General features: G+C 58.0%; 24 protein-coding genes and 2 pseudogenes. 20 read left to right on the plus strand and 6 right to left on the minus strand.

Going from position 1 to position 25,828, the window contains the following annotated elements:
* The first annotated feature begins 11 nt into the window (after nucleotides 1–11).
* Complete coding sequence (locus D3871_RS18540) at nucleotides 12–938, plus strand: SPFH domain-containing protein (protein ID WP_119770564.1); 927 nt, start codon at nucleotides 12–14, stop codon at nucleotides 936–938.
* A 69-nt stretch (nucleotides 939–1,007) separates the two neighbouring features.
* On the opposite strand, the gene smpB is transcribed toward D3871_RS18540, so the two are convergent.
* Nucleotides 1,008–1,457: an SsrA-binding protein SmpB gene (gene smpB, locus D3871_RS18545; RefSeq protein ID WP_119770565.1), complete on the minus strand. Its 450-nt coding sequence runs from the start codon at nucleotides 1,455–1,457 to the stop codon at nucleotides 1,008–1,010.
* 65 nt (nucleotides 1,458–1,522) lie between these two features.
* On the opposite strand from smpB, the gene D3871_RS18550 reads away from it, so the two are divergent.
* Together D3871_RS18550 and D3871_RS18555 are read left to right on the plus strand one after the other, a co-directional pair.
* On the plus strand, nucleotides 1,523–1,954 hold the full coding sequence (locus D3871_RS18550; protein ID WP_119770566.1) for a type II toxin-antitoxin system RatA family toxin: 432 nt from the start codon (nucleotides 1,523–1,525) through the stop codon (nucleotides 1,952–1,954).
* A complete protein-coding gene (locus D3871_RS18555; RefSeq protein ID WP_119770567.1) occupies nucleotides 1,947–2,243 on the plus strand; it encodes an RnfH family protein in 297 nt (98 codons plus the stop codon). Before D3871_RS18550 ends, D3871_RS18555 begins: the two co-directional genes overlap by 8 nt.
* Before the next feature lie 28 nt (nucleotides 2,244–2,271).
* Here D3871_RS18555 and D3871_RS18560 read toward each other — a convergent pair whose 3' ends face one another.
* On the minus strand, nucleotides 2,272–2,817 hold the full coding sequence (locus tag D3871_RS18560; protein WP_233575713.1) for a DUF4124 domain-containing protein: 546 nt from the start codon (nucleotides 2,815–2,817) through the stop codon (nucleotides 2,272–2,274).
* 113 nt (nucleotides 2,818–2,930) lie between these two features.
* On the opposite strand from D3871_RS18560, the gene guaB reads away from it, so the two are divergent.
* Genes guaB through guaA form a run of 3 tightly spaced genes read left to right on the plus strand, consistent with a single transcriptional unit; the run spans nucleotide 2,931 to nucleotide 7,055 of the window.
* Nucleotides 2,931–4,391 (plus strand): IMP dehydrogenase, encoded by a 1,461-nt coding sequence (gene guaB, locus D3871_RS18565; RefSeq protein WP_119770568.1) that lies wholly within the window; start codon nucleotides 2,931–2,933, stop codon nucleotides 4,389–4,391.
* A gap of 24 nt (nucleotides 4,392–4,415) precedes the next feature.
* Nucleotides 4,416–5,453, plus strand: coding sequence for a GGDEF domain-containing protein (locus D3871_RS18570; protein WP_158597977.1), 1,038 nt, complete (start codon nucleotides 4,416–4,418; stop codon nucleotides 5,451–5,453).
* A 21-nt stretch (nucleotides 5,454–5,474) separates the two neighbouring features.
* Nucleotides 5,475–7,055: a glutamine-hydrolyzing GMP synthase gene (guaA, locus tag D3871_RS18575; RefSeq protein ID WP_119770570.1), complete on the plus strand. Its 1,581-nt coding sequence runs from the start codon at nucleotides 5,475–5,477 to the stop codon at nucleotides 7,053–7,055.
* Between the two features lie 261 nt (nucleotides 7,056–7,316).
* Here the strand turns inward: guaA and D3871_RS18580 are convergent.
* Nucleotides 7,317–7,622 (minus strand): annotated as a pseudogene (locus D3871_RS18580) (IS110 family transposase); the annotation flags it as partial.
* 121 nt (nucleotides 7,623–7,743) lie between these two features.
* Nucleotides 7,744–8,631 (minus strand): annotated as a pseudogene (locus D3871_RS18585) (IS256 family transposase); the annotation flags it as partial.
* Between the two features lie 140 nt (nucleotides 8,632–8,771).
* Here D3871_RS18585 and D3871_RS29955 point away from each other — a divergent pair.
* From D3871_RS29955 to D3871_RS18630, 10 genes are all read left to right on the plus strand, one after another.
* On the plus strand, nucleotides 8,772–9,032 hold the full coding sequence (locus D3871_RS29955) for a hypothetical protein (RefSeq protein WP_147376847.1): 261 nt from the start codon (nucleotides 8,772–8,774) through the stop codon (nucleotides 9,030–9,032).
* A 143-nt stretch (nucleotides 9,033–9,175) separates the two neighbouring features.
* Entirely contained in the window at nucleotides 9,176–9,778 is a 603-nt protein-coding gene (locus tag D3871_RS18590) for a DUF2889 domain-containing protein (RefSeq protein WP_119770571.1), read from the plus strand.
* A 187-nt stretch (nucleotides 9,779–9,965) separates the two neighbouring features.
* Nucleotides 9,966–10,841: a branched-chain amino acid ABC transporter permease gene (locus D3871_RS18595; RefSeq protein ID WP_119770572.1), complete on the plus strand. Its 876-nt coding sequence runs from the start codon at nucleotides 9,966–9,968 to the stop codon at nucleotides 10,839–10,841.
* A gap of 8 nt (nucleotides 10,842–10,849) precedes the next feature.
* Nucleotides 10,850–11,926, plus strand: a complete 1,077-nt coding sequence (locus tag D3871_RS18600) for a branched-chain amino acid ABC transporter permease (RefSeq protein ID WP_119770573.1) — start codon at nucleotides 10,850–10,852, stop codon at nucleotides 11,924–11,926.
* A 14-nt stretch (nucleotides 11,927–11,940) separates the two neighbouring features.
* Complete coding sequence (locus D3871_RS18605; RefSeq protein ID WP_119771434.1) at nucleotides 11,941–12,738, plus strand: ABC transporter ATP-binding protein; 798 nt, start codon at nucleotides 11,941–11,943, stop codon at nucleotides 12,736–12,738.
* Nucleotides 12,735–13,520 (plus strand): ABC transporter ATP-binding protein, encoded by a 786-nt coding sequence (locus D3871_RS18610; protein WP_119770574.1) that lies wholly within the window; start codon nucleotides 12,735–12,737, stop codon nucleotides 13,518–13,520. Before D3871_RS18605 ends, D3871_RS18610 begins: the two co-directional genes overlap by 4 nt.
* A gap of 45 nt (nucleotides 13,521–13,565) precedes the next feature.
* A complete protein-coding gene (locus tag D3871_RS18615; RefSeq protein ID WP_233575714.1) occupies nucleotides 13,566–15,404 on the plus strand; it encodes an AMP-dependent synthetase/ligase in 1,839 nt (612 codons plus the stop codon).
* On the plus strand, nucleotides 15,401–17,425 hold the full coding sequence (locus D3871_RS18620) for an NADPH-dependent 2,4-dienoyl-CoA reductase (RefSeq protein WP_119770576.1): 2,025 nt from the start codon (nucleotides 15,401–15,403) through the stop codon (nucleotides 17,423–17,425). The genes D3871_RS18615 and D3871_RS18620 overlap by 4 nt, the downstream gene beginning before the upstream one ends.
* Before the next feature lie 31 nt (nucleotides 17,426–17,456).
* On the plus strand, nucleotides 17,457–19,256 hold the full coding sequence (locus D3871_RS18625) for an acyl-CoA dehydrogenase (RefSeq protein ID WP_119770577.1): 1,800 nt from the start codon (nucleotides 17,457–17,459) through the stop codon (nucleotides 19,254–19,256).
* Nucleotides 19,257–19,274: 18 nt separating this feature from the next.
* Nucleotides 19,275–20,102 carry a crotonase/enoyl-CoA hydratase family protein gene (locus tag D3871_RS18630; RefSeq protein ID WP_119770578.1) on the plus strand — a complete coding sequence of 276 codons (828 nt, stop codon included), beginning with the start codon at nucleotides 19,275–19,277 and terminating at the stop codon, nucleotides 20,100–20,102.
* Nucleotides 20,103–20,203: 101 nt separating this feature from the next.
* Here D3871_RS18630 and D3871_RS18635 read toward each other — a convergent pair whose 3' ends face one another.
* Nucleotides 20,204–21,373 (minus strand): acyl-CoA dehydrogenase family protein, encoded by a 1,170-nt coding sequence (locus tag D3871_RS18635; RefSeq protein WP_119771435.1) that lies wholly within the window; start codon nucleotides 21,371–21,373, stop codon nucleotides 20,204–20,206.
* Between the two features lie 109 nt (nucleotides 21,374–21,482).
* On the minus strand, nucleotides 21,483–22,160 hold the full coding sequence (locus D3871_RS18640) for a GntR family transcriptional regulator (protein ID WP_119770579.1): 678 nt from the start codon (nucleotides 22,158–22,160) through the stop codon (nucleotides 21,483–21,485).
* 23 nt (nucleotides 22,161–22,183) lie between these two features.
* Here D3871_RS18640 and D3871_RS18645 point away from each other — a divergent pair, with 23 nt between their 5' ends.
* The 4 genes from D3871_RS18645 to D3871_RS18660 all read left to right on the plus strand — a co-directional run bounded on the left by D3871_RS18645 (nucleotide 22,184) and on the right by D3871_RS18660 (nucleotide 25,709).
* The gene (locus D3871_RS18645) at nucleotides 22,184–22,567 is read left to right on the plus strand and encodes a histidine phosphatase family protein (protein WP_158597978.1); all 384 of its coding nucleotides are present in this window, start codon (nucleotides 22,184–22,186) and stop codon (nucleotides 22,565–22,567) included.
* Between the two features lie 17 nt (nucleotides 22,568–22,584).
* Nucleotides 22,585–23,355, plus strand: coding sequence for an SDR family oxidoreductase (locus D3871_RS18650; RefSeq protein ID WP_119770581.1), 771 nt, complete (start codon nucleotides 22,585–22,587; stop codon nucleotides 23,353–23,355).
* Nucleotides 23,356–23,378: 23 nt separating this feature from the next.
* Nucleotides 23,379–24,437: a phosphotransferase gene (locus D3871_RS18655; RefSeq protein WP_119770582.1), complete on the plus strand. Its 1,059-nt coding sequence runs from the start codon at nucleotides 23,379–23,381 to the stop codon at nucleotides 24,435–24,437.
* 63 nt (nucleotides 24,438–24,500) lie between these two features.
* Nucleotides 24,501–25,709, plus strand: coding sequence for an acyl-CoA dehydrogenase family protein (locus D3871_RS18660; protein ID WP_119770583.1), 1,209 nt, complete (start codon nucleotides 24,501–24,503; stop codon nucleotides 25,707–25,709).
* The last annotated feature ends 119 nt before the right edge of the window (nucleotides 25,710–25,828 follow it).

The following is a 25,828-nucleotide window of genomic DNA, read 5'->3' on the forward strand; positions in this document are numbered from 1 at the left end:
AGGGAATCGCCATGGAAATCAGCTTCGGCAGTCTCAGTCTTGTCCTGTTCATCATCGCCGTCGTCTTCGTCATCAAGACCATCAATGTCGTGCCGCAACAGCATGCCTGGGTGGTCGAACGCCTTGGGAAATACAATGCGACGCTGGGACCGGGACTCAATATCGTGCTGCCTTTTATCGACAGGATCGCATACAAGCATTCATTGAAGGAAATCCCGCTCGACGTGCCCAGTCAGGTTTGCATCACCAAGGACAATACCCAACTGCAGGTCGACGGCATTCTGTATTTTCAAGTGACTGATGCCATGCGCGCATCATATGGTTCGTCCAACTATATCGCCGCCATCACTCAACTCGCGCAGACCACGCTGCGCTCGGTCATCGGCCGGATGGAACTGGACAAGACTTTCGAAGAGCGCGACCACATCAACAAGGCTATCGTCAGTGCTATCGACGAGTCTGCAGCGAACTGGGGAGTCAAGGTACTGCGCTATGAAATCAAGGATCTGACGCCACCGAATGAAATCCTGCATGCAATGCAGGCGCAGATTACCGCAGAGCGCGAAAAGCGCGCACTAATTGCCGCATCGGAAGGCCGGCGGCAGGAACAGATCAATATCGCCAGTGGAGAACGCGAAGCGTCGATCGCCCGCTCGGAAGGTGAAAAGCAGGCGGCGATCAATCGTGCGCAAGGTGAAGCCGCTGCCATTCTTTCAATCGCCGAAGCGAGTGCGGAAGCAATCCGCAAGACCGCAGCGGCGATCCGCGAGCCGGGCGGGACCGACGCCGTCAATCTGAAGGTCGCCGAGCAATATGTGGATGCGTTTGCCAAACTTGCGAAGACCAACAATTCCATCATCGTGCCCGCCAACTTGAGCGACATCAGCGGTTTGATTGCGAGTGCGATGCAGGTGGTCAGGTCGCAGCCGCGGGCATAAAGAAGATTGAGCCAGGACTCTGGCGACGCGTCGTCGCGGGGCATTGCCGATCAGATCGACCAGCCGGCGTCAGCGCCGGTGCTGTTTCAGTATCGACTGCTGTTCGCGTTGCCAGTCGCGCTGCTTTTCGCTATCGCGCTTGTCATGCTGCTTCTTGCCTTTTGCCAGGCCGATTTCGCATTTGATCCGGCCTTTGGTGTAGTGCAGGTTGATCGGCACCAGCGTATAGCCGGAACGTTCCACCTTGCCAATCAGCTTCTTGATTTCGTCGCCGTTCAGCAATAGCTTGCGGGTGCGTACGGGGTCGGGCGAGATGTGGGTCGACGCGGCGGCAAGCGGACTGATATGCGCACCGAACAGAAACACTTCGCCCTTGCGCACGATGACATAGGATTCCTTGAGTTGTGCGCGGCCGGCGCGGATAGCTTTCACTTCCCAGCCCTCAAGCACCATGCCTGCCTCGAATCGCTCTTCAATGAAGTAATCGTGGAAGGCTTTTTTATTATCAATAATGCTCATGAATTCTGGAAAGAGGGCGGGTCAGTTAAAATTGAACTTCGTATTTTATCAAACGGTTAATTTCAATGGCTGTCGTGCATAAGTCCGTATTGCTTGGGTACAGCGCGGAACAGATGTTTGCGCTGGTGGACAACATCGAGGACTATCCCAAGTTTTTACCTTGGTGCGGCGGCACCGATGTCCGTCAGCGTGAAGGAAACAAGGTAGTTGCCATGCTTCACATCAATTACCATGGCGTCAAGCAATCATTCTCTACCGAGAACACAAATGTGCCTCCGACATCCATCAACATGGTGTTGATTGAGGGTCCTTTCAAGCATTTGCATGGCACCTGGAATTTCAAGCCGTTGCGTGCTGATGCCTGCAAGATCGACTTTGAACTGCATTACGAATTTTCCAGCAGGATGCTTGAGCAAATCATCGGGCCGGTCTTCAACATGATTGCCGGCAGTTTCGTGGATTCGTTTTGCAAACGGGCGGAGTCGGTGTATGGCTGAAATTCAGGTGCAGGTCTGTTACGCGCGTCCCGATTTACAATTCTTGAAAGAGATCTGTATTGCACAGGGTGCGACTATACGCAATGCGATCGAAGCCAGCGGCTTACTGCGGGAACTGCCCGATGTCGATTTGACTACTCTGCGCACCGGCATTTACGGCAAACTCAAGGAACTCGATACCGTGTTGCGTGATCACGACCGTGTCGAAATTTACCGTCCGCTGATTGCCGACCCGAAGGATGCGCGTCGCCGCCGGGTGGTAAAGAAAGATCAGCAGAAAGGACGTTAGGCTTGCTGACTAGCGAGTCTGGTCTTTCCTACGACTTGCATTCGCTCAGTACGCGTTGCGCATCACGTATTTCGTTCGCGCGTTGTTCGTCCGTCAAGTAAGAACGTTCGCCATCCTTGTCTTTACGCGAGATGCGCTCCCCAGATTCGAGCGAGCGATGGTATTCCCGGGCGCGTTCGCATTGCTTCATCTTCTCTGATGCGAGCTTGGCTTCTTCGGATGCCTTCTTTTCCTTTTCGGCGCGCTCATTCTGGCGTTTGCGGAATTCAGCATTCTTTTCCGCAGTGGTCATCGGGGCGGCGGTCTCATTGCCTGGGCTTGCCGACGCGGATGGCGCAGTCGCAACCGGCTCAAGCGAACGAGCGCCCCTAGGCTGCTTGAGAATCCGGCTGGGCGGTACCGACACCGGCGGCGGCAAATCGGAAAACTGCTTGGTGCCCTTTTCATCCAGCCACACGTACTGGGCTTGCGCGGCACCGGCGATTCCCATGGAGAGCAGAGTCACGATGACAACTTTACGGAACAGGGTACTCATATGCATCCTTGCATCAAAGTCATAAATGGATTTCGCCATGCTTTGACTGCACTGTCAATCAACTTGCCTGTTCCTTATATCGCAATAGGACTTAAAAACGACGCAATAGAAGGATTTCTGTATAATGCGGCTTTGCGCCTATAGGAATCACTATGCGTCTCCTCCAAAAAGCACTCACATTCGATGACGTGCTGCTCGTGCCGGCCTACTCGGACATCCTTCCCAAAGATACCAACCTGACGACGCGCCTGACGCGCAACATCACGCTGAATATTCCGCTGCTGTCGGCTGCGATGGATACGGTCACCGAAGCGCGTCTGGCGATCGCCATGGCGCAAGAAGGCGGCATCGGTATCGTGCACAAGAACCTGAAGCCAAAGGATCAGGCGCGTGAAGTCGCCAAGGTCAAGCGCTTCGAATCCGGCGTGGTGCGCGATCCGATCACGATTCCGCCGACCACACGCATTCGCGATGTGATTGCCTTGTCCGAACAGCATGGCATCAGCGGCTTCCCGGTGGTCGAAGGAAAAACCGTCGTCGGTATCATCACCAACCGCGATCTGCGTTTTGAAGGCGAGCTGGATGCGGAAGTGCGCGCAAAAATGACACCGCGCGAAAAACTCGTGGTGGTCAAGGAAGGCGCGGAGCTGTCCGAAGCCAAGCGCCTGATGAACAAGCACCGCCTGGAACGCGTGATCGTCGTCAACGATTCCTTTGAGCTGCGCGGCCTCATCACCGTCAAGGACATCCAGAAAGCGACCGAGCATCCGAACGCATGCAAGGATGAACACGGCAAGCTGCGCGTCGGCGCAGCGGTCGGTGTCGGCGCCGACAATGAAGAACGTATCGACCTGCTGGTCAAGGCCGGCGTCGACGTGATCGTGGTCGATACCGCACACGGGCATTCCAAAGGCGTGCTGGACCGCGTGAAATGGGTCAAGAACAATTATCCGCAAGTCGATGTCATCGGCGGCAATATCGCAACAGCTGCCGCGGCGCTTGCGCTGGCTGAGCACGGCGCCGACGGCGTCAAGGTCGGTATCGGTCCCGGCTCGATCTGTACCACGCGTATCGTTGCCGGCGTCGGTGTTCCGCAGATCACTGCGATCTCCAACGTTGCCGATGCACTCAAGAACAGCGGCATTCCCTGTATCGCCGACGGCGGCATCCGTTTCTCCGGCGATATCTCGAAGGCACTCGCCGCTGGCGCGTCGAGCGTGATGATGGGCAGCATGTTCGCCGGTACTGAAGAGGCGCCCGGCGAAGTCATCCTGTACCAGGGCCGCAGCTACAAGTCGTATCGCGGCATGGGCAGCCTTGGCGCGATGTCGGATGGATCGGCGGACCGTTATTTCCAGGACTCGTCCAACAATGCCGACAAGCTCGTGCCCGAAGGTATCGAAGGGCGTGTGCCTTACAAGGGCAGCGTGCTTGCAATCCTGTATCAGCTGGTAGGCGGCGTACGTTCGTCGATGGGTTATTGCGGCTGTGCGAGCATTGACGAATTCCGCGAAAAGGCCGAATTCGTCGAAATCACTTCGGCCGGCATGCGCGAGTCCCATGTGCATGATGTGCAGATTACGAAGGAAGCGCCTAACTACCGCGCCGATTAATCGCGTCGCAGGTTAAGGATGGCCATGAATAAACCCGCCGACCAAGGAAGGGGCGGACTTGCTGCACCGCTCCCTGAACAGGTCGAGGTCCCTTTGGACAACGACCCTCAGCTATTGCGCATTCGCCGCATCGGCAAGAAATTGTTCGACGTCGCGAATTGCGTCATTGCGTTCGGCAATACGATACCGCCGCAGCTCAGCAGCGATCCGGCGGCGAATGGTGTCGAAACCGCCTTTTGTCATGACATCTCGCTGTCCGATGAAACGGTAGTCGTTCACGATACGCGGCGGCATGCGTCGCTGGCTTTGCATCCTGCGGTCAACGGGGCGCCGCATATCCGCTTCTATGCTTCGCATCCGGTGTACAACCAGGACAAGGTACTGGTAGGCAATCTCAGCCTGGTGGATTACACGCCGCGTGCGTTGTTTCGCGAAAGCGAGCGGCAGATGCTGGCAGACTTAGCCGGACTGGTTGAACGCGAACTTGAACTGCGTTCGGTCAATGCATCGCAACTCGACCTGCAAAAAAAGAACAAGAATCTGCGTCGCAAATCCTTGATCGATCCCTTAATCGGTACCTGGAATCGCGGCGCCATCATGCGCATACTGACGATCGAGGCTATCCGCTGCGACAAGGCAGGCCTGCCTTTGTCGCTGATCGTGGCAGACCTCGACTACTTCAAAAAGATTAACGACACTTACGGTCATCCTGCCGGCGATGCCGTCCTCGTCAAGGTGGCCAGCCGCCTGCGCTCGTGCATCCGGCCGCAGGAAGCACTCGGCCGCTACGGCGGCGAAGAATTTCTGATTGTGCTGCCGGGGGCCTCGCATGCGACCGCGATGACGGTGGCCGAACGCATGCGCGCCGCGATTGCGGCGCAACCGGAAGCGATAGGCGGAACAAACCTGAACCTGACGATCAGTGCCGGAGTCGCCTCGACCGACATGTTTCCCACGGCAACGACGGAAGAACTGATCAGCCGCGCCGACGTGGCCCTGTACGCCGCCAAGGATTCCGGGCGCAACAAGGTCATGAATGCGACGCCTCCCGATTCACCCTGATTACTTACCTCTGCTCCTTCCATGCACTCTAAAATTCTCATTCTCGATTTCGGTTCCCAGGTCACGCAACTGATTGCGCGTCGCGTACGCGAAGCTGGCGTGTTCTCGGAAGTTTTTCCCTATGATGTCAGCGACGATTTTGTGCGCAGCTACGGCGCAGCCGGTGTCATCCTGTCGGGCGGTCCGAACTCGGTGACGGAAGGCGATACGCCGCGCGCGCCGCAGGCGGTATTCGAGCTGGGCGTGCCGGTCCTTGGCATTTGCTACGGCATGCAAACCATGGCCGAACAGCTCGGCGGCAAGGTAGAAAACGGCAAGGTGCGCGAATTCGGCTATGCCGAAGTACGCGCCCGCGGCCATACGGCATTGTTGAACGGCATTGCCGATTTCGTGACCGAAGAAGGTCACGGCATGCTCAAGGTCTGGATGAGCCACGGCGACAAGATTATCGACATGCCGCCCGGCTTCAAGCTGATGGCATCCACCGACAACTGCCCGATCGCCGGCATGGCCGACGAAGAGCGCAAGCTGTACGCGCTGCAGTTCCATCCCGAGGTCACGCATACGGTACAGGGCAAGGCCATGCTGGGCCGCTTCGTGCATGAAATCTGCGGCTGCAAATCCGACTGGAACATGCCCGACTATATATCCGAAGCAGTGGAAGCGATTCGCAAGCAGGTGGGCAGCGACGAAGTCATCCTCGGCTTGTCAGGCGGCGTCGACAGTAGCGTCGCCGCCGCGCTGATCCATCGCGCCATCGGCGATCAATTGACTTGCGTCTTTGTCGACCATGGACTGCTGCGCCTGGATGAAGGCACGATGGTGATGAACATGTTCGGCAAGAACCTTGGCGTGAAAGTCATTCACGTCGATGCGACCGAGCAGTTCATGGGCCAGCTCGCCGGCGTCACCGATCCCGAAGCCAAGCGCAAGATCATCGGCCGCGAATTTGTCGAAGTATTCCAGGCCGAAGCCGGCAAGCTCAAGAACGCCAAATGGCTGGCGCAGGGCACCATCTATCCCGACGTGATCGAAAGCGCGGGCAAGGGCAAGAAGACTGCACATACCATCAAGAGCCACCACAACGTCGGCGGCCTGCCCGAGACGCTCAACCTGAAACTGCTCGAACCCTTGCGTGAACTGTTCAAGGACGAAGTGCGCGAACTGGGCGTGGCGCTCGGACTGCCGCACGACATGGTCTACCGCCATCCCTTCCCGGGACCGGGCCTGGGCGTGCGTATCCTTGGTGAAGTGAAGATGGAATATGCCGACCTGCTGCGCCGCGCGGATGCGATCTTCATCGAAGAGCTGCGCAATACAAGCGATGACGAAGGCAAATCGTGGTACGACAAGACCAGCCAGGCATTCGCCGTTTTTCTGCCGGTGAAATCGGTGGGCGTGATGGGCGATGGGCGTACCTATGAATACGTCGTTGCCTTGCGTGCCGTGCAGACGCAGGATTTCATGACTGCGCATTGGGCGCATCTGCCGCATGAATTGCTGGGCAAGGTGTCGAACCGCATCATCAATGAAGTGCGCGGACTTAATCGTGTTGTCTACGATATCTCCGGCAAGCCGCCGGCCACGATCGAGTGGGAATGATTCGGTAGCGGCTCATCGCGTTTTTTACCATACCAAGATTCGCATCAAGCCCTTGTCTATCAAGGGCTTTTTCGTTTTTGCCGTCCCAACGCGTGTTGTTACATCCCGCGGTTTTTGACGGTAAATGTGGCGGTAGAATTTGAGACCGGTCGCGGGTGGAACCGTTTACCGTCTTGATACTCTGACGGTAAACGGTGGGAGACGGAGGCCCAGGCTATGCCTCTGAGTGATACGAAGCTGAAAAACCTCAAGGCCCGGGATGCGGCGTACAAGGTTGCAGATCGCTTCAGCATCGGCCGCATCATGCTTGTTGGTCTTGACATAGGGTTTGAGGAATTGCGACGCCATCAGCTTGACGATATGGCCCAGCGCTTGCAGCTTATGCGCCCAGTAATGTGCGCTGCCGCACGCTTCCATGCCGATGAGGCAACGCAGCAGGTTGGTAACGAAAGTTGCCATCTGACTGCGCTTGAGCTGCTTCCTGAGGGCAACTTTGCCATGCACATCCACTCCATGAACCTGGAACACGCTTTTTGCCAAATCGATACCAATTGTCGTAAGCTGCATGGTGGTCGCTCCTTTCGTATAAGTAGTTTTGCCCAACTCTACTTTGGCACATCGATGCCGTTTCCGGAGGGGCGACCATTCCATTAAATCTGGTATTCACAGCCTCTGAGGCATAGTGTTTTCAGGCGGCGAGTTTCTGTTGTTCCAGTAGATCGTCTTGCACTGGTATTCCATCTTTGAACGGCACGCCGTCAAGCAGCGGACCGATCCTGTCAGCACCGCGAATCCTGCGCCATGACTTCTCCGCTTCCTCCATCAGCTTGAACGCCAATCCCAGGAACGCCGCCCGCGAGAGGCAGTTGCGTGAGCGTGTGGTCCGATGCCTTACCGTCGCAAACGTTGATTCAATCGGATTGGTGGTCCGTACGTGCTGCCAATGTTCGGCCGGGAAGTCATAGAACGCCAGCAAGCTGGTTTTGTCCTGAACGAGCTTGTCGGTCGCTTTCGGGTACTTCGCGCCATAAGTGGCGATGAATCGGTTGAATGCCGCCATGGCGTCGTCCCTGGTGGCAGCCATAAAGATGTCTTGCATGGCCGCCTTTGCTTTGGCCTGCTGTGATGCAGGCAAGGCATTTAACACATTCCCCATCTTGTGGAACCAGCAGCGCTGCGCTCTTGTCGCCGGAAACACCTCCTCCAGTGCCGCCCAGAAGCCCATGGCACCATCGCCGGTGACCAGCAAGGGACCCGCCTGCAAACCACGCGCCTTCAAGTCCAGCAGTACCTCTTGCCATGACGCCTTTGATTCGCGGAAGCCGTCGGCAATGGCAACACGCTCCTTCCTGCCATCCGGCGTCACACCGATGATCACTAGCAGGCATTGACCATCGGCTCCTTCACTCTTGACGCCAGTGTGAATCCCATCGGCCCACCAGTAGACATAGCGGGCCGTACTCAGATCACGCCGGTCCCATTGCCGCCATTCGTCAGACCATTGTGCCTTCAGACGGCTGACCACATTGGCCGATAAACCCTTGGCGTCTTCGCCCAGCAGTACTGACAAGGCATCGCTTGTTTCTGGTCCGGCGTCGGCAACAGGCTCAAGACTTTCAAGCATTCTTGCGCCTGATGCGGCTCCATTATCGTGGCTCCCAAGTTGCGACGGTACTCGATAGCCACAAGAGTCATAACGCGCATGCTTCGTAGCTAATGGCAGCACGCCTGGGTATCCGGCTACTGTTGTTACCCAAACGTGCACCGGAGCTCAACCCGATGGGTACGCTATGGGGACAGGGCAAGGATGCTATCTGCGCGAATAAACAATTCACCTCGATCGACGATCAGGTTGCAGCGTTCATCGATCACCTGAACGGGCTATTGGACCATGAAGCACTGCAAACATCAGGCATGCGATCACGACGATTCTGGCTCAGGCGCGTAGCGGAAAAGAACTTTTGCTCACCTGCTTAGAATGAATACGTTCCGGTTGACCGTAGCCGCTTTTCACAAGTTTTGTTGCCCTTAACCTGCTAGCCTTTGATTTCCTTGCCACCCGGGGACCGTGAAAGCACCGCCCGGCCGCACTCCGTTATCCACCTTCTGGAGTTCTTGTCTTGCCTTTGCCTGCTACAGCATCTGACAGGGAGCTTGCCCATTCCCGGACTATTTCGTTCAAGGGTTACAAACGCGTCGACGGTCTTTGGGATGTCGAGGGGCATCTGCTAGATGTTCGCCCGCAAGAAGCAGCGTGGCCCGGCGGCGGGCGGGCAGCGAACGAACCAATCCATAGCATGTTCTTGCGCCTGACAGTCGATGAGACGGGTGTGATCAAGGACGTGGCGGCGTCGACAGACGCCTCTCCCTTCGAAGGCATGTGCGGCAAGATCGTATCGGTTTACACCACCCTTGTCGGTACACGCGTGGGTACCGGATTCCGTCGGAACGTCCTGCAGCTAGTCGGGGACCTGAATGGTTGCACCCATATGACCGAACTGCTGCTCGGCATGGGAACTGCCGTGCTTCAAACCCTGGCCGGTGAGATCCCACTGCAGCCAGACAGAAAACCATTCAATTTAGATGGCTGTCACGCGCTCGATACCTCGGGTGAAATCGTGGCGAAGTTTTATCCCCTCTGGTATCGGGCACGCGCTGTTTCCGATTCCGTAAAGAATGATGTAGTCACCCCTTCTCAGGACCGATGGCAAATCCAGCAATAGCAGATTTACGCAAGACGGTCCGCTGTTCGTGACATATCGTTCACTCATCTTCCGGTTTCCGGACCGGTAAGGCTCCGCAAGGCCACAGGCTAGACGGGCTCCTCCTGCGGGAGGGACACGGATCCGGCTTTGCAGAACAATAAATGCGGGCGGCGCATATGCCGCTTAAGCAATCCAGGAGACGACTTTGTTACTACTTCAGCTCATCATATCGGGCGTGGCATTGGGGTGCATTTACGCGCTAATTGCCCTCGGCTTCGTTCTCATTTATAAAGCGACAGAAACGGTCAACTTTGCGCAAGGCGAGCTGATGATGCTCGGCGCGTTCTGCGGACTTATACTTATTCAGGTAGCGGGCCTGCCGTTTCCCCTTGCAATCGCCATTGCCGTCGCTGGCATGGCCGGCTTCGGCGCATTGGTCGAACGTGCAGTCATCCGTCCCATACTTGGCCAACCGCAATTCACCGTGGTCATGCTTACCATCGGCGCAGGTTATGTCAGCCGTGGCCTGATGACCATGGTGCCGACTTTGGGGACAGAGACACACGCATTCCCGGTTCCGTACAAGGGCGTGGTCTGGAACATAGGCAGCGCGGTGCTCAGTGCAGAGCAGGTCGTCGTCATCATCGTCACCGGGCTTCTCTGCGCCGGTCTCTATCTGATGTTTAAGTACAGCAAATTAGGCATCGCGATGCAGGCGTCGTCACAAAATCAGCTCGCCGCCTATTACATGGGTATTCCCGTGAGGCGACTGAACGGCGTGGTGTGGGGGCTGTCCGCCGCCGTGGCAACGATTGCAGGCCTGTTGCTTGCCCCGATTACCTTTGTCCACGTGAACATGGGCTTCATTGGCCTCAAGGCCTTTCCTGCCGCCGTGGTAGGCGGATTCGGCAGCCTGCCCGGGGCGATTGTCGGCGGACTGATCATCGGTGTCGTCGAGTCGCTCGCGGGCTTCTATCTTCCCGAGGGAATCAAGGACATCGCTGCGTACATCGTTGTTCTGATTATGTTGATGGTAAAGCCGAACGGCCTGTTCGGTGAAAACATGCGCAAGAAAGTATAGGGCGAGCCATGAGATTCCTGTTTAAGACTGATTATCAACAAGACACTCGACTGGTCAAGCACGGCGGCCAAGGTTTCTGGTACGGCACACTGCTGCTTGTAATGGCTGCAGCCCCGGTAATCTTGCCGAGCTATTGGGTGTCCCAGCTCTCGTTCGTGCTGATCTATGCCATCGCCGGCCTGGGACTGATGGTGCTGGCCGGGTTCACCGGACTACTGTCAATCGGCCACGCGGCCTTCCTCGGGGTGGGTGCATATACGGCTGCCTTCCTCGCCGGTGCCGGTATGCCGCTTCCGGTATCGTTGCTCGCGGCAGCCGTGCTATCGGCCGCGGCGGGCGTCGTCATCGGCCTTCCTGCGCTTCGTGTGAAAGGCATTTACCTCGCCATCGCCACCCTGGCTTTCGGCTTCATCGTCGAGGAGGGTATGGCCCGTTGGGAAAGTGTCACCGGCGGCAACAACGGCAAGGCGGTCAAGGCCGCCAGCATGCTTGGCTTTCCGCTCAATACCGAGCAGTCGTTCTATTACACATGCTTAATCATCTGTGTACTGGTGACGCTTGGCGTACTGAACCTGCTGCGTTCATCCACCGGTCGTGCTTTTGTGGCGATTCGTGACTCGGAGATTTCCGCGCAAAGCATGGGAATCAATTTGTCCCGTTACAAGACGGTGTCGTTCGCGTTCTCTGCAGCACTAGTCGGTATCGCGGGGGCGTTATATGCGCACAAGCTGCGCTTCATATCGCCTGAACAGTTCGGGATCTTGCAATCCATTGACTTGCTGCTGCTGGTCGTTGTTGGCGGGCTCGGTTCGGTGCACGGCGCCTTCCTTGGGGCCATCTTCCTGATCACGATGCCGCAGCTAATCGCGCTCAGCAAAGACTGGCTTCCTCCGGCCATCTCCCAGGCGGCTGGCATGCAGGCGGTGGTATACGGCCTCGTTCTGATGGCTTTCGTGCTGTTCGAGCCGCAAGGGCTGTACGGTCGCTGGATGAAGATGCGCACCTATCTCGAACTTTTCCCGTTCTACCGCCGCGGCATGTTCAAGAGGCAAAAATCCTTTCAAAAATCCGAACGCCTCAAATGATGGAGCCGCTACCGATGACCAATGTTCTCTTATCTGTCAAGGACCTGTCAGTCCATTTCGGCGGGGTACGTGCTGTCCATAACGTCAGCTTCGATGTGCGGCGTGGGGAGGTATTCACGCTAATTGGTCCGAACGGCGCTGGCAAGACGACTGTGTTTAATCTTATCAGTCGCATTTATACGGCGACCTCCGGGAGAATCACGTTCAACGGCCAAGACCTGACCTCTACTCCGCCCTATGCCGTCGCCACGCTGGGCATTGCGCGTACCTTCCAGAACATCGAGCTGTTTGAACATGCAACCGTGCTGCAGAATCTGCTGATCGGCTACCACGCGCACCGGACCTCAAGCTTCTGGAGCGACCTGCTGTTTGCGCCCCGTACGCAGCGCTCCGAACTGGCGGCACGGACCAAGGCCGAAGAAGTAATTGAACTGCTGAACTTGCAGCATTACCGAGATTCGCTCGTAGCAGGCCTGCCTTACGGCACACGCAAAGTGGTCGAGCTCGGACGCGCGCTCTGTTCCGGTCCGAAGCTGATCCTCCTTGATGAGCCATCCTCAGGCTTGAATGTCGAGGAAACCGAGGACATGGCGTGGTGGATCCGGGACATCAAGGATGAGCTCGGCATCACCGTCCTCATGGTCGAGCACGACATGACGCTGGTGTCACGCGTGTCCGACCGCGTGCTTGCGATGAACCAGGGCGAAGTCCTCGCACTGGGATCGCCACGCGAAGTCCAGTCGCATCCCGGCGTCGTCGAGGCGTATCTTGGGACGATCGACGATGTATCCAACCTCAGGAGGGTTGCATGAACGCCGCCATTGACAACACGGTACTCAAACTGTCCAACGTGGAAAGCGCCTACGGGCCGGTGAAAGCCATTCGCGGCGTCAGCCTGAAGGTACGCAAAGGGGAAATCGCGACGGTACTTGGCTCCAACGGCGCCGGTAAAAGTACGATCCTTAAGACGATCTCCGGCGTGCTCGATCCGACCAAAGGCAATGTGGAATACCAGGACACCGATATCACGTCTTGGGACCCCGCAAATATTGTTCGCAAGGGGATCAGCCACGTACCGGAGGGCCGGGAAGTCTTCGCGCTATTGTCGGTACGCGACAACCTGACCATGGGCGCGTTTACCCGGAAAGACCGGGATGGCGTGGCGCGCGATATGGAAAAGGTGTTTTCCTATTTTCCTATCCTTAAGGAGCGAGCGGAGCAGAACGCAGGGCTGCTCTCCGGCGGTCAGCAGCAAATGCTGGCCATCTCCCGCGCGCTGATGGCTAATCCGGAAGTGATCCTTCTCGACGAGCCTAGCCTGGGTCTGAGTCCAAAACTGACAAAGGAAATTTTCGAGATCGTGGTCCGGATCAATCGCGAGCGCGGGACCACAATCCTTCTAGTCGAGCAGAACGCGAACATGGCACTGAATGCGGCGGATTACGGTTACGTTCTGGAGAACGGCAGGATCGTGATGGAGGATACCTGCGAACGCCTGCGCGAAAAAGAAGACATCAAGGAGTTCTATCTCGGGATGAAGGATAGCGGTGTGCGGGGTGAACGGCGCTGGAAGAAAAAGAAGACCTGGCGCTAATCGATACCAACGTTAACCAACACTTCGAACATGACGGAACTACACATGATGCACGCGTCCAATCACGTCCAGCAGTCACCTTTCGATACGATACCGAGAATGTTCTGGCATTTCGTCGCAGAACGCGGAGAAGCCTTTATGATGCGCCAGAAGGAGTTCGGGATCTGGCAATCCTATTCCTATCGGCAAGTCGGCGAGATCACCACCGAGATCGGCGCCGGGCTGATTTCGCTCGGCTTCGAGCCTGGCGAGGTCATTGCCGTTCTCTCCAACACCTGCAAGGAATGGGTGTGGTCGGACCTGGCTGCACTGAGCGCAGGCGGCGCGGTCAACGGGATTTATCCGACCGATTCGGCGGCGCAGGTCGAGTACCTGTGCAATGACTCGAACGCGGTGTACCTTTTTGTCGAGGACGACGAGCAGCTTGACAAATACCTTGAAATCCGTGAGCAGCTGCCGCAGGTACGGAAGGTAATTGTCTTCGATATGGAAGGACTTTCCAAACTTGATGATCCAGATATCCTCAGCCTGGACAGGTTAAGGCAACGGGGACGGGTATACCTGCAATCCAATCGAGACATCATCAAGAAGCGCATCGGCTCGCGCACCGCATCCGACCTGGCGGTCCTGGTGTATACGTCCGGGACGACCGGCAAGCCGAAGGGCGCAATGCTTTCGCATGCTAACGTTCTCGCATCGACCACTACCTTGCTAGAATTTCTTCCACGCAATCAGCGAAGGGAACGGGTTGCCTTTCTCCCGCTCTGTCACGTAGCGGAGCGCATTTTCGGCGCTTATTACGCGATTCTGTCGGATGCACGAATGAATTTCGTCGAAAATCCGGAAACTGTCTTCGACAATATTCGTGAAATTCAACCTGATATCTTCTTTGCCGTGCCCCGCATCTGGGAAAAGCTCTATTCAAGCGTGACGATCGCATTGAAAGAAGCGACGCCCCTGGAACAGTGGGCGTACAACAAGGCAGTAGCAATCGGAAAGGAAGCCAGCAGCTACCGAGAAGAATGGAAACCGGTGCCGCCCCATATAAAGCTAAAGGAGTGGCTCGCTCGCAAGCTGGTGCTCAACAATGTGCGCCGTATGATCGGGCTGGACCGGGCCTCGCTGGGCGTGACTGGGGCAGCGCCGATTTCGCCTGACCTGATCCGGTGGTATATGGCGCTGGGCATTGAAATGTGCGAGCTGTGGGGCATGACGGAAGTGACCGGCGGCGCTACCTGCAATCCCGCTGGACGTGCGAAGCCGGGCAGCATTGGTATCCCCCTGCCGGGCACCGAAGTGCGCGTGTCAAAAGAAGGAGAGTTGCTGGTTCGCAGTCCACAGGTTTTCATGGGCTACCTGAACATGCCGGAAAAGACCGCGGAGGTGCTGGTCGATGGCTGGATGCATACCGGCGACGTAGGGCGTGTGGATGAGGATGGTTATTTCTACATTACCGATCGCATGAAGGACATCATCATTACCGCCGGCGGTAAGAACATTACTCCATCCGAGCTGGAAAACCAGCTCAAGTTCAGCCCCTACGTCACTGATGCCGTGGTCATCGGCGACAAGCGGCCCTACCTCAGCTGCCTCGTCATGATCGACCAGGAGAACGTCGAACAGTGGGCTCAGGAACGCAATATTCCGTTCTCGGACTACCGTTCCTTAGCGCGGAGCAAGGAAGTGATCGATCTCATCGGCCAGGAAATCCAGAAGGTCAATACTCAGTTCGCCCGCGTCGAGCAGATCAAGGAATTCCGCCTGATTGAAACGCAACTGACGGCGGAAGACGAGGAAATGACGCCGACGATGAAGCTTAAGCGCAAGCTCGTCAACCAGAAATATGCTGAACTTATTGAATCCATGTACAGGAGGGCTGCATGACCCATCCTTATCCGCATCTCCTTTCGCCGCTCGACCTGGGATTCTGTACTCTGCCGAATCGGGTGCTCATGGGCTCCATGCATACGGGCCTCGAAGACTTGCCCGATGGCCCGCATCGCATGGCAGCGTTCTATGCTGAACGCGCTGCTGGCGGCGTTGGCTTGATCGTGACGGGCGGCGTATCGCCGAATGCAGAGGGCAACATGTGGGCAGGTATGCGGGAGTTTTCAAGCGAGGAAGAAGCCTGGCGCCACCGGGTCATTCCCGAAGCGGTCCATGCGGCGGACGGATACGTCGCGTTGCAGCTGCTGCATGCCGGCCGTTACGCGCACCATCGCTTTGGCGTCGCGCCTTCCGCAGTCAAGTCGCCGATATCGTCCGCGGTCCCCCGCGAGATGACGCAGGACGACATCGAGCGGACCCTGGACGATTACGCACGGGCGGCGCAGTTAGCACGCGCGGCCGGCTATGATGGAGTCGAAGTGATGGGATCGGAGGGTTATCTCATCAACCAGTTTTTTGCGACACGCGCGAACAGGCGGGACGACGCATGGGGCGGTTCGCTCAAGAACCGCATGCGATTCGCCATCGAGGCCGTTCGGCGGGTACGGGCAGCTACCGGCCCGGATTTCATCCTCATCTATCGCATTTCCCTGCTCGATCTTGTAGAAGGCGGCAACACCTGGGATGAAGTCGTGTGTCTTGCAAAGGGAGTGGCGGACGCAGGAGCCTCGATCCTCAACTGTGGCGTCGGCTGGCACGAAGCTCGCGTTCCAACTATTGCTACCATGGTGCCTCGCGCCGCCTTTGCCGGCCTTACGGCGCGCATCAGGCGTGAGGTCGGCATCCCGGTTGTTGCCAGTAACCGCATCAATCACCCCGATGTTGCCGAGCGCCTCCTGGGCGACGGCGAGGCGGACATGGTGTCGCTGGCTAGGCCGCTGCTGGCGGATTCGCATTTCGTCGTGAAGGCCGCACAGAACAGGGCAGATGAAATCAATACTTGTATCGCCTGTAACCAGGCTTGTCTGGACCATGCGTTTGGCGGCCGCTTGACGACCTGCCTGGTCAATCCCCGCGCATGCCGGGAAACGGAGTGGACGGTGACGGCTACCCCGTCGCGGAAACACCTGGCGGTGGTCGGCGGCGGACCGGCCGGACTGGCCTGTGCGTTAACCGCGGCCGAACGCGGCCACCGTGTGACGCTGTACGAGGCAGGGACAGACATCGGCGGCCAGTTCAACTACGCTCGCCGTATTCCCGGCAAGGAAGAATTCAATGAAACCCTGCGCTACTTCCGAACACGGCTGCACGCCGCCGGCGTGCAGGTCAGGTTAAATACCCGTGCAACGTGTGATGACCTGAGCGAAGGCAGCTACGACGTCATTGCCGTGGCGACCGGCGTGACGCCACGCGTGCCGGACCTGCCGGGAATCGATCATCCGAAGGTGGCCAGTTACATCGACGTCATTGAAGGCAGACGACATTGCGGAGCGCGGGTGGCCATTATCGGCGCTGGCGGCATCGGCTTTGACGTCGCCGAATTCCTCACCCACTGCGAGCAGGAAGAGGATGACCCGGTAGAACGCTTCTTCGCCGAATGGGGGATTGACCCAAGTGTAAGCGTGCCAGGCGGCCTCAAGGCACCGGTAACGCATGCGGCTTCACGGGAAGTCTGGCTCCTCCAGCGCAAGGATGAGCGCGTCGGTGCACAGTTGGCAAAAACCACAGGCTGGATCCGCCGCACCATCCTCCAGGAGCGTCTGGTAAAGATGCTAGCCGGAGTCGAATACGAACGCATCGACGATGCCGGCCTGCACATCCGGGTTGACGGCAAGCCCCGGGTGCTGGAGGTCGATACTGTGGTCATTTGTGCCGGTCAGGAGCCGGCTTCGGGGCTGCACGCGGAACTGAAGCGGGCAGGGCTGCCGGGCGATCTCATCGGCGGCGCCCGCGTGGCTGCGGAACTCGATGCCCTGCGCGCGATCGAGGAAGGCACGCGCTTTGCGCTCAGCCTCTGACTGACCGTCGTTTCCACTCATTATTCATTCTATGGACAAGTTCATCCATCATCGCAACTTGGAGTTTCTGCTGTACGAACTCCTCGACACCGAAGCCCTGCTGCAGCGTCCGCGCTACCACGAGCAGTCGCGCGACGTGTACGATTCAATTCTCGAGACGGCGCGTAACATCGCACGGAAATATTTGGCCCCGCACTACCAGAAGGGCGATGCCAACGAGCCGGAGTATGTCGATGGCACAACCCGCCTGATCCCGGAGACCAAGGTGGCCTGGGACGTAATCCGCGATGCCGGATTCCTGGCAGCGCATTGCGATGAAGCAGAAGGCGGCTTGCAGTTGCCGGAGGTGATCTTCCGGTCTGCGACGGCTTATTTCCATGCCGCTAACGGTCCGACCACCTGGTATCCGTTTCTGACCATTGGCGTCATTAACCTTATCCGTGCATTCGGGTCGCAAGAGCAGAAAGAACGCTATCTCGGCGCACTCATGGAAGGACGCTTTGCCGGCACGATGGCCTTAACCGAGCCTGGACAAGGATCAGCGCTGGCCGACATAAAGACACGTGCCGAGTTGCAGGATGATGGCACCTGGCGGATTTTCGGGCAGAAAATGTTTATCTCTGCCGGAGAGCATGACCTGACCGGTAACATCATCCATATGGTATTGGCGAAGACGAAGGGTGCACCGCCCGGCGTCAAGGGCATCTCTCTGTTCATCGTGCCGAAATTCGTAGTTGGCGACGATGGCGTGCCAGGCGCCCGCAATGACGTCGCACTGGCCGGCCTGCTCCACAAGATGGGCTCCCGTAATACCAGCTCAACAGTGCTAAGCTTTGGCGAAAAGGGCGGTGCTGTCGGCTACCTGATCGGTGGCATCGGCAGCGGCTTGGCCTGCATGTTCCAGATGATGAACGAGGCACGCATCGGTGTCGGCATGAATGCCGCTGCACTGGCGAGCCGCGGCTACCTGTATTCCCTGGACTATGCGCGCGACCGTTCGCAGGGAAGGCTGCCATCGAACAAGGATCCGGTGTCGCCGCAAGTCCCGTTGGTCGCCCATCCGGATGTGCGGCGTATGCTGTTGGCACAAAAAGCCTACGCTGAAGGGGCGCTCGCGCTCTGCCTGTACGCCAGTTCCCTATTTGAAGACGAGCATACGCATCCGGATGAAAGCCGGCGCGTGTCCGCCGGAGTCTTGCTCGGTTTGCTGACGCCGGTGGTCAAGAGCTGGTCGGCGCGCTACGGCTGCGAGGCCAATGAACTGGCGATCCAGGTGCTTGGTGGATCCGGATATATCCGCGAGCATCCTGTCGAACAGCTGTACCGAGACCAGCGCCTGAACCCGATCCATGAAGGCGCCGAGGGCATCCACGGCATTGACCTGCTCGCGCGCAAGGTGACCCTGCGTGACGGCGAGGCCCTCCGTCTGTTTACCGAACAGGTCCGCAGGACTGGAGCAGAGGCCGAACAGGTGCTCTCGGTTTCCCGTCATGCCCACGCGTTGCGGCGACAACTCGATGCTTTGCTGGCTGTGACGGATGGGATCACGGCACTGGCGCGCAACGATCCGGACAAAGGACTGGCAAACGCGACTGTCTATCTTGATGCCTTTGGTCGCGTAACCGTGGCGTGGCTATGGCTGAGCCAGGGACTGGTCGCGGCGCGGGCACTGGAAGGTAGTCCGAATGACGCCGACAGACTGTTCTACAAGGGGAAATTACAGGCAGCAGCGTACTACTTCGACTGGGAATTACCTCAGGTCGAGCCCCAGTGGCGCCTCCTGACCGAGGGCAACAGCATTCCCTACGACATGATGGATACCTGGTATTGAGACACGGAGGAGGGAACGATGGCTTTGCAGGACCTGAACTTTGAGACACTGCACGTTCGGTTGGACGGCGCACTTGCACGGATTGAGCTGCATCGACCGGACAAGGCAAACGCCATCAATGCAAAGATGTGGCGGGAGTTGCGCGAAGCGATGCACTGGCTCGATCGCACTGACGAGGCGCGCGTGGGTATCATCAGTGGGGCTGGTCGTTTCTTCACCGCTGGCATCGACCTGGAAATGCTGGATGACTTGCGCCGCTTCACGCGTGAGGAGTGCCGGGGACGAGCGGGGGAAAAGCTGCGGCTGTCCATCCTCGAGCTGCAGGACACCATCACCGCGGTTGAGCGCTGCCGGAAGCCGGTGATCGCCTCCGTGCACGCCGCCTGCATTGGCGGCGGGATCGACCTGATCAGTGCATGTGATCTGCGCTATTGCAGCGAGCAGGCATGGTTTTCTGTTAAGGAAGTCGATGTCGGCCTGGTTGCGGATGTGGGTACCTTACAGCGTCTGCCCAAACTGGTGGGCGAAGGCATGGCGCGCGAGTTGTCCTACACGGCACGTCGCGTTGATGGCTGTGAAGCCGAACAGATACGGCTGGTGAACCGCTGCTACGCTGACAAAGACGCCCTCGACCGTGCCGTCGATGACATCGCCCGCGACATTGCTGCCAAGTCGCCGCTCGCCATCCGCGGCACGAAGGAAATGATTACCTATGTCCGCGATCATCCGGTCGCGGATGGACTGAACTATATCGCGACCTGGAATGCGGCAATGCTGCTGTCCAATGACCTGGATGAAGCGCTGGCCGCGGTGAAGGAACGCAGGGTGGCGGTATTCCGTGACTAGAGTGGTGTCGTACTGACCGTGCAGGGCGTTTCGTACACGGGCACGTTAAACGCACCGTAAGGCCTCGGAGCGGGACCGCAGTGCCGCTCCGACATGCATCGTCAGATTTCCATTTGCCGCGCAGCGAGATCCTTGAGGATTTCTTCCGAGCCGCCGCCGATCATCATGACCTTCACCTCTCGGTAGATCCGCTCGCTTAACGTACCGCGCATATAGCCCATGCCGCCAAGGATCTGTACAGCTTGGTCGGCGCAAAACTGCATTGCTTGTGTGGACACAACCTTGGCCATGGCGATTCGTGCCACCAGGCGGGATGAATCATCGCTCTGGTGCTCGATGCGGTACGCGAGGTCGTACACAAGCGCGCGCGCAGCATCAATGCGCATCATCATGTCCATTAGCTTGTGCCGGATTACCTGACGCCGGGCAAGCGGCTCGCCGAAGGTTTTGCGCTCACGTGCCCAGGCCAGAGCCTCGTCCAGGCAGACCTGAGCGAATCCGACTGCATTGGCAGACATGAACAGACGCTCTGAATTGAAGTTTCCCATAAAGATGGAAAACCCTTTGTTCTCTTGCCCCAGCAGGTTCGCAACCGGGACGCGGCAATTGTCAAAATGCAAGTGCGCGGTGTCAGAGGCCCACCAGCCCATTTTCTTCAACTCGGTGCGGGTGAGGCCGGGCGTGTCGCCGTCAATGACCAGCGATGAAACGCCGCCCGCCCCGCGGTTAGTTGGGTCTGTCCGTACTGCTACCGTAAGGTAGTCGGCGCGCATGCCGGATGTAATGAAGGTTTTCTCGCCATTAACAATGTAGTAGTCGCCGTCGCGCACCGCGGTAGTTCTCAGGCTTGCGACGTCGGAACCGCCGGACGGCTCCGTGACCGCCAGCGCCATGATCTTGTTCCCGGCAATGACGTCGGGGATGATGCGCTGTTTGAGCTCGGGGCTTCCGGCAGCAACGACAGGCGGCATGCCGATCGTGTGCGAATTCAGCGATGCCTGTACGCCGCCCGAGCCGCAGCGGGCAAATTCCTCGGCCACAATTAGTTTGTAAAATACGTCGACCGGCGTGCCACCATATTCCTCCGGATAACCCAGACCGAGCAGACCGATCTCGGCAGCCTTCGGATACAGCGAGCGCGGAAACGTGCCCGCCTCCTCCCAGTCGTTCACGAAGGGTGTAATCTCGTTGGCGATAAAGTCGCGCAGTGTGCTGCGAAATTGCTCGTGGTCAGGAGTGAAATAGTGTGAAAGCGGTGGCGAGTCGAACATGCTCATGGTGTCTCCAGGCGTACTGAGGTGAGAGCCGATGGTAGCGCGCCTCTGCTTTCCTGACTTGCGCCCACTAGCTAAAGCAAGGTTCCGGAACAGTGCACTGTTTTCATCGGCTCTGGAAATGGGGGAGGGTGCGATCCGCCGTATTCCGGATATGTCGGCGCATCTGGGTTTCCGCCTTCGCTTCATCTCCGGAAAGGATGGCTTCGTTGATCGCACGGTACTCAGCGATCATGGCCCTGACGTCGCTCTTGGTCAGCAGCGAATAGAACTGCGTACGGAACAGATGCACTCGGGGCAGCGGCATGGCCCGGTCCAGTTCCTTGTTGTTCGCGATATCGAACATGACCTGGTAGTAGTTCGCCCGCTGGCCCAGCACCCGGTCAAGCTCGTCCGCTTCGCCTACGTCCGTTAACGGCCGGGCAACGGCTTCGAACCGCGTGCGATTGTTCCCGCGTCCGATGTTCCCGGCGGCGAGGCGGGCGGCGAGACCGGAAAGCATCTCCAGGACTTGCAACAGATCCTGCGCATCCTGCGCCGACAGTGACTGGACCAGGGCACCACGGTTGTGGCTGAGTTCCACTACACCGCTGGACGCAAGCATTTTCAATGCCTCGCGCACTGTGCTGCGGCTGACGCCGAACTCGCGCACCAGTTCTGCTTCGACCAGCCGCTGCCCGACCTGGTAATGGCGCCGGACAATGCGTCTGCTGACGGCATCAGCAATCCGGGCGCTTGTGCTGGTGAGGGAGGAGGAGCGTTTTTCTGACTTGTCTGTTTGCATATGCGATATCTCGGCTGAGCGTCTTGTGTCAATCGGCTATTTCGGTCCTTTTCCAAAAATATCACAAAATCGTCGGACAATCTATTGAATATTGTCCGACGATTTGTTTTAATGGCCTGGACCTAATCGGAACGATATTTTTGGTGCGGCATGGGCTGCTTACGCTGGCTGTGCGTTGTGGGCCGGGATCGAGCGCTATCGTCTTTACCTCGGGCGGCCCGATCGCCGCCATCTGCCAGCACCTGCTCGGAGTGCCAGATGACAGGATCGCCAGCCTGCATTTTCCGCTGCGGAATGCCTCCGTAACGAAGCTGCTCTTCCAGCCCGACCGGCTCAGCCTGAGCTATTTCAACAATGTTGCCCACCTCGACATAACTGCACGTCGAGACGTGCTCACTTACCGTTAAACAGGAGACTGCTTGTTATGAATAACTATCTTTCCCAGCGGCTCGATGGCCGCATTGCCTTGGTTACTGGCGCTAGCCGTGGCATCGGCGAAGCAATTGCAACGGCGCTTGCTGACCGTGGCGCGCATGTTGTGGTGAGCAGCCGCAAAGCCGGGGTATGCAAGGAGGTAGTGGACAAGATCCGTGGTGCTGGCGGCAGCGCCGAGGCGGTGGCCTGCCATATCGGCGACCTGGAGCAGATTGAGGCGGCATTGCGCCGAATCGAAGAGGCGCACGGCCGGCTGGACATCCTGGTCAATAATGCGGCGGCCAATCCTTACTTTGGCCATGTGATCGATACCGACCTGGCAGCGTTTCAGAAAACCGTCGACGTCAACATCCGCGGTTACTTCTTTACCACCAGCAATGCGGCGCGATTGATGATGAAACAGAAAAGGGGCGCAGTCGTGAACGTGGCTTCTATCAGCGGTGTGGTGCCGGGCCCCAACCAGGGCATTTACTCGATTACGAAGGCCGCCGTGATTTCAATGACTAAGGTATTCGCCGCAGAATGCGCGGAATTCGGTATCCGCGTCAACGCCGTCCTGCCTGGAATTACTGATACGAAGTTCGCTGCCGCGCTGGTGCAGGACGAAGCGATGCTCGGCCAGTACTTGCCCCGGGTGCCGCTCCAGCGCGTCGCCCGCCCCGAGGAAATGGCAGGTGCTGTTGCATTCCTGGCGTCCGACGCGTCAAGCTACACCACCGGTGCTTGCCTGAATGTCGACGGTGGTTATCTGGTTTCCTGAAGGGATAGCGAGGGGTGGCGCGCATGAACAACGATCACAATCTGATGTCCGCGTTTGGCGGGCAAGAACTCGACACCGGCCGACTCGCGTCATACATGCGTGAGCACGTCGCCGGGTTCAAGGGAACACTGGAGACGCAGCGCTTCAAGGGAGGGCAATCGAATCCCACCTATCTTCTTTCCGCAGGCGACCAGCGGTATGTATTGCGCAAGAAGCCGGCGGGTAATCTGCTGCCGTCCGCACACGCTGTCGAGCGTGAATACCGCGTCATCACTGCACTGTCTGCAACCGATGTCCCCGTCGCGCGGACGTACTGCCTGTGCGAAGACATGGACGTCATCGGAACGCCGTTCTACCTTATGGAATATGTCGAAGGCCGGATTCTGTGGGATCCGGCACTGCCCGGAATGACGCCGGCCGAACGCGCCGGCATCCACGATGACGTCAATCGGGTAGTCGCCGCTCTGCACACGGTCGACCACCAGGCAGTGGGTCTGGGTGATTTTGGCAAACCAGGCAATTACTTCGAGCGTCAGATTGCGCGATGGACAAAACAGTATCGGGCGTCAGAGACGGAGCCGCTCGAATCCATGGAGCGCCTCATTGAATGGTTGCCGGCCCACATTCCAGCCTCAAATGAAACAACGATCGTGCACGGTGACCTCCGGTTGGACAACATGATCTTTCATCCATCTGAGCCGCGCGTCCTTGCAATCCTGGATTGGGAACTCTCTACCCTCGGCCATCCGCTCGCGGACGTTGCCTATCACGTGCTGCCCTGGCGACTGCGGTCTGACGAATTTCGTGGCATGGCGGAGCACGACATCGCTTCGCTAGGTGTTCCGTCAGAAGCGGAATATGTGCGACGGTACTGCGAGCGGACTGGGCGTGCGCCGGTGCCTGAGCACGAGTGGAATTTCTACCTGGCCTACAGCATGTTCAGGCTCGCGGCTATTCTTCAAGGCATCCTGCGCCGCGCGATGGACGGCACTGCCTCCAGTGCCGAAGCAATGGAGATCGGCTCGCGCGGTCGACGCATTGCGGAACTAGGGTGGAAACAGACACAGGGAACACATTACTGAATGCGATCTGACTGAGCCGTTCAACGACGCAATCGACCATAACTCAATTCGACAAGGAAAATCATGGACTTCTTGACACCATCGGTCAGGGTACAGGGCTTGCAAAAGCGTCTGAACAGCTTCATGCAGGAACACATCTATCCAAATGAAGAGCGCTATTACAAGGAATCGACCGAGGGCGGCCCGTGGGCGGTCCAGCCCGTTGTGGAAGAACTGAAGCCAAAGGCGAAGGCGGCCGACCTGTGGAATCTGTTCCTGCCCGCGTCGGAACATGGTGCAGGCTTGAGCAACCTTGAATATGCGCCGCTATGTGAAATCATGGGGCGCTCCCTCCTGGCGCCTGAAGTCTTTAACTGTTCCGCGCCCGATACCGGAAACATGGAAGTCCTCGCACGCTACGGCACGCCCGAGCAGCAGGAGAAATGGTTGCAGCCGCTACTTGAGGGTAAGGCGCGCTCGGCCTTTGCCATGACCGAACCGGCCGTGGCCTCAAGCGATGCCACGAATATTGAATCGTCGATCGTACGCGCAGGGAATCAATACGTAATCAATGGCCGCAAATGGTTCACAACCGGTGCGACTGACCCGCGCTGCAACATCATGATCTTCATGGGTAAGACGGATCCCGACAATGCTGACCGCTACCTTCAGCAATCGATGATCCTGGTACCAAAAGACACGCCGGGCGTTACCGTCGTACGTCCGCTGCCCGTTTTCGGCTTTTACGGCGTCCCCGACCGCGCCGCCGAAGTCGTGTTCGACAATGTGCGGGTCCCGGAGTCAAACATCCTGCTGGGGGAAGGTCGGGGATTCGAAATTGCACAGGGCCGTCTGGGGCCCGGACGAATCCACCATTGCATGCGCCTCATCGGGCTGGCCGAACGCACGCTGGAAAAGATGTGCCGTCGGACGATGGAACGCACTGCCTTCGGCAAACTCGTTTCGGAACAGACCGTAACTCTGGAGCGGATCGCCGAATCCCGCATCCTGATCGACCAGGCACGACTGCTGACGCTGCATGCCGCTTATATGATGGACACCGTAGGTAACAAAGTTGCGAAGGCACAGATTGCCATGATTAAGGTCGCGGCGCCAAACATGGCTTGCAAGGTCATCGACTGGGCAATCCAGGCTTTTGGCGGGGCCGGAGTGACAAATGATTTCGGACTGGCAGCGGCCTATGCGACCGCCCGGCTGCTGCGCATTGCCGACGGCCCGGACGAAGTCCACCGCAACCAGATCGGGAAACTTGAACTCAAGAAATATCGCTAGAGGCATGGCCGGCGAAATAGCCAGATTTCGCAAGACTTCGTTCGCCGCCGGCTCTACATTGAATTCCATCATGCGAAAGGACCGTGTTCCCGAGATGGGAGAATTCCTTTGTATGAGCA

The organism is Noviherbaspirillum saxi (genome assembly GCF_003591035.1).
Lineage (GTDB): Bacteria > Pseudomonadota > Gammaproteobacteria > Burkholderiales > Burkholderiaceae_D > Noviherbaspirillum > Noviherbaspirillum saxi.

Bases quoted from the DNA above. Each gene is read 5' to 3' on its own strand.
- D3871_RS18540 (WP_119770564.1), top strand. From the start codon at position 12: ATGGAAATCAGCTTCGGCAGTCTCAGTCTTGTCCTGTTCATCATCGCC.
- smpB (WP_119770565.1), bottom strand. From the start codon at position 1,457: ATGAGCATTATTGATAATAAAAAAGCCTTCCACGATTACTTCATTGAA.
- D3871_RS18550 (WP_119770566.1), top strand. From the start codon at position 1,523: ATGGCTGTCGTGCATAAGTCCGTATTGCTTGGGTACAGCGCGGAACAG.
- D3871_RS18555 (WP_119770567.1), top strand. From the start codon at position 1,947: ATGGCTGAAATTCAGGTGCAGGTCTGTTACGCGCGTCCCGATTTACAA.
- D3871_RS18560 (WP_233575713.1), bottom strand. From the start codon at position 2,817: ATGGCGAAATCCATTTATGACTTTGATGCAAGGATGCATATGAGTACC.
- guaB (WP_119770568.1), top strand. From the start codon at position 2,931: ATGCGTCTCCTCCAAAAAGCACTCACATTCGATGACGTGCTGCTCGTG.
- D3871_RS18570 (WP_158597977.1), top strand. From the start codon at position 4,416: ATGAATAAACCCGCCGACCAAGGAAGGGGCGGACTTGCTGCACCGCTC.
- guaA (WP_119770570.1), top strand. From the start codon at position 5,475: ATGCACTCTAAAATTCTCATTCTCGATTTCGGTTCCCAGGTCACGCAA.
- D3871_RS29955 (WP_147376847.1), top strand. From the start codon at position 8,772: ATGGCAGCACGCCTGGGTATCCGGCTACTGTTGTTACCCAAACGTGCA.
- D3871_RS18600 (WP_119770573.1), top strand. From the start codon at position 10,850: ATGAGATTCCTGTTTAAGACTGATTATCAACAAGACACTCGACTGGTC.
- D3871_RS18605 (WP_119771434.1), top strand. From the start codon at position 11,941: ATGACCAATGTTCTCTTATCTGTCAAGGACCTGTCAGTCCATTTCGGC.
- D3871_RS18610 (WP_119770574.1), top strand. From the start codon at position 12,735: ATGAACGCCGCCATTGACAACACGGTACTCAAACTGTCCAACGTGGAA.
- D3871_RS18615 (WP_233575714.1), top strand. From the start codon at position 13,566: ATGATGCACGCGTCCAATCACGTCCAGCAGTCACCTTTCGATACGATA.
- D3871_RS18620 (WP_119770576.1), top strand. From the start codon at position 15,401: ATGACCCATCCTTATCCGCATCTCCTTTCGCCGCTCGACCTGGGATTC.
- D3871_RS18625 (WP_119770577.1), top strand. From the start codon at position 17,457: ATGGACAAGTTCATCCATCATCGCAACTTGGAGTTTCTGCTGTACGAA.
- D3871_RS18630 (WP_119770578.1), top strand. From the start codon at position 19,275: ATGGCTTTGCAGGACCTGAACTTTGAGACACTGCACGTTCGGTTGGAC.
- D3871_RS18635 (WP_119771435.1), bottom strand. From the start codon at position 21,373: ATGTTCGACTCGCCACCGCTTTCACACTATTTCACTCCTGACCACGAG.
- D3871_RS18640 (WP_119770579.1), bottom strand. From the start codon at position 22,160: ATGCAAACAGACAAGTCAGAAAAACGCTCCTCCTCCCTCACCAGCACA.
- D3871_RS18650 (WP_119770581.1), top strand. From the start codon at position 22,585: ATGAATAACTATCTTTCCCAGCGGCTCGATGGCCGCATTGCCTTGGTT.
- D3871_RS18655 (WP_119770582.1), top strand. From the start codon at position 23,379: ATGAACAACGATCACAATCTGATGTCCGCGTTTGGCGGGCAAGAACTC.
- D3871_RS18660 (WP_119770583.1), top strand. From the start codon at position 24,501: ATGGACTTCTTGACACCATCGGTCAGGGTACAGGGCTTGCAAAAGCGT.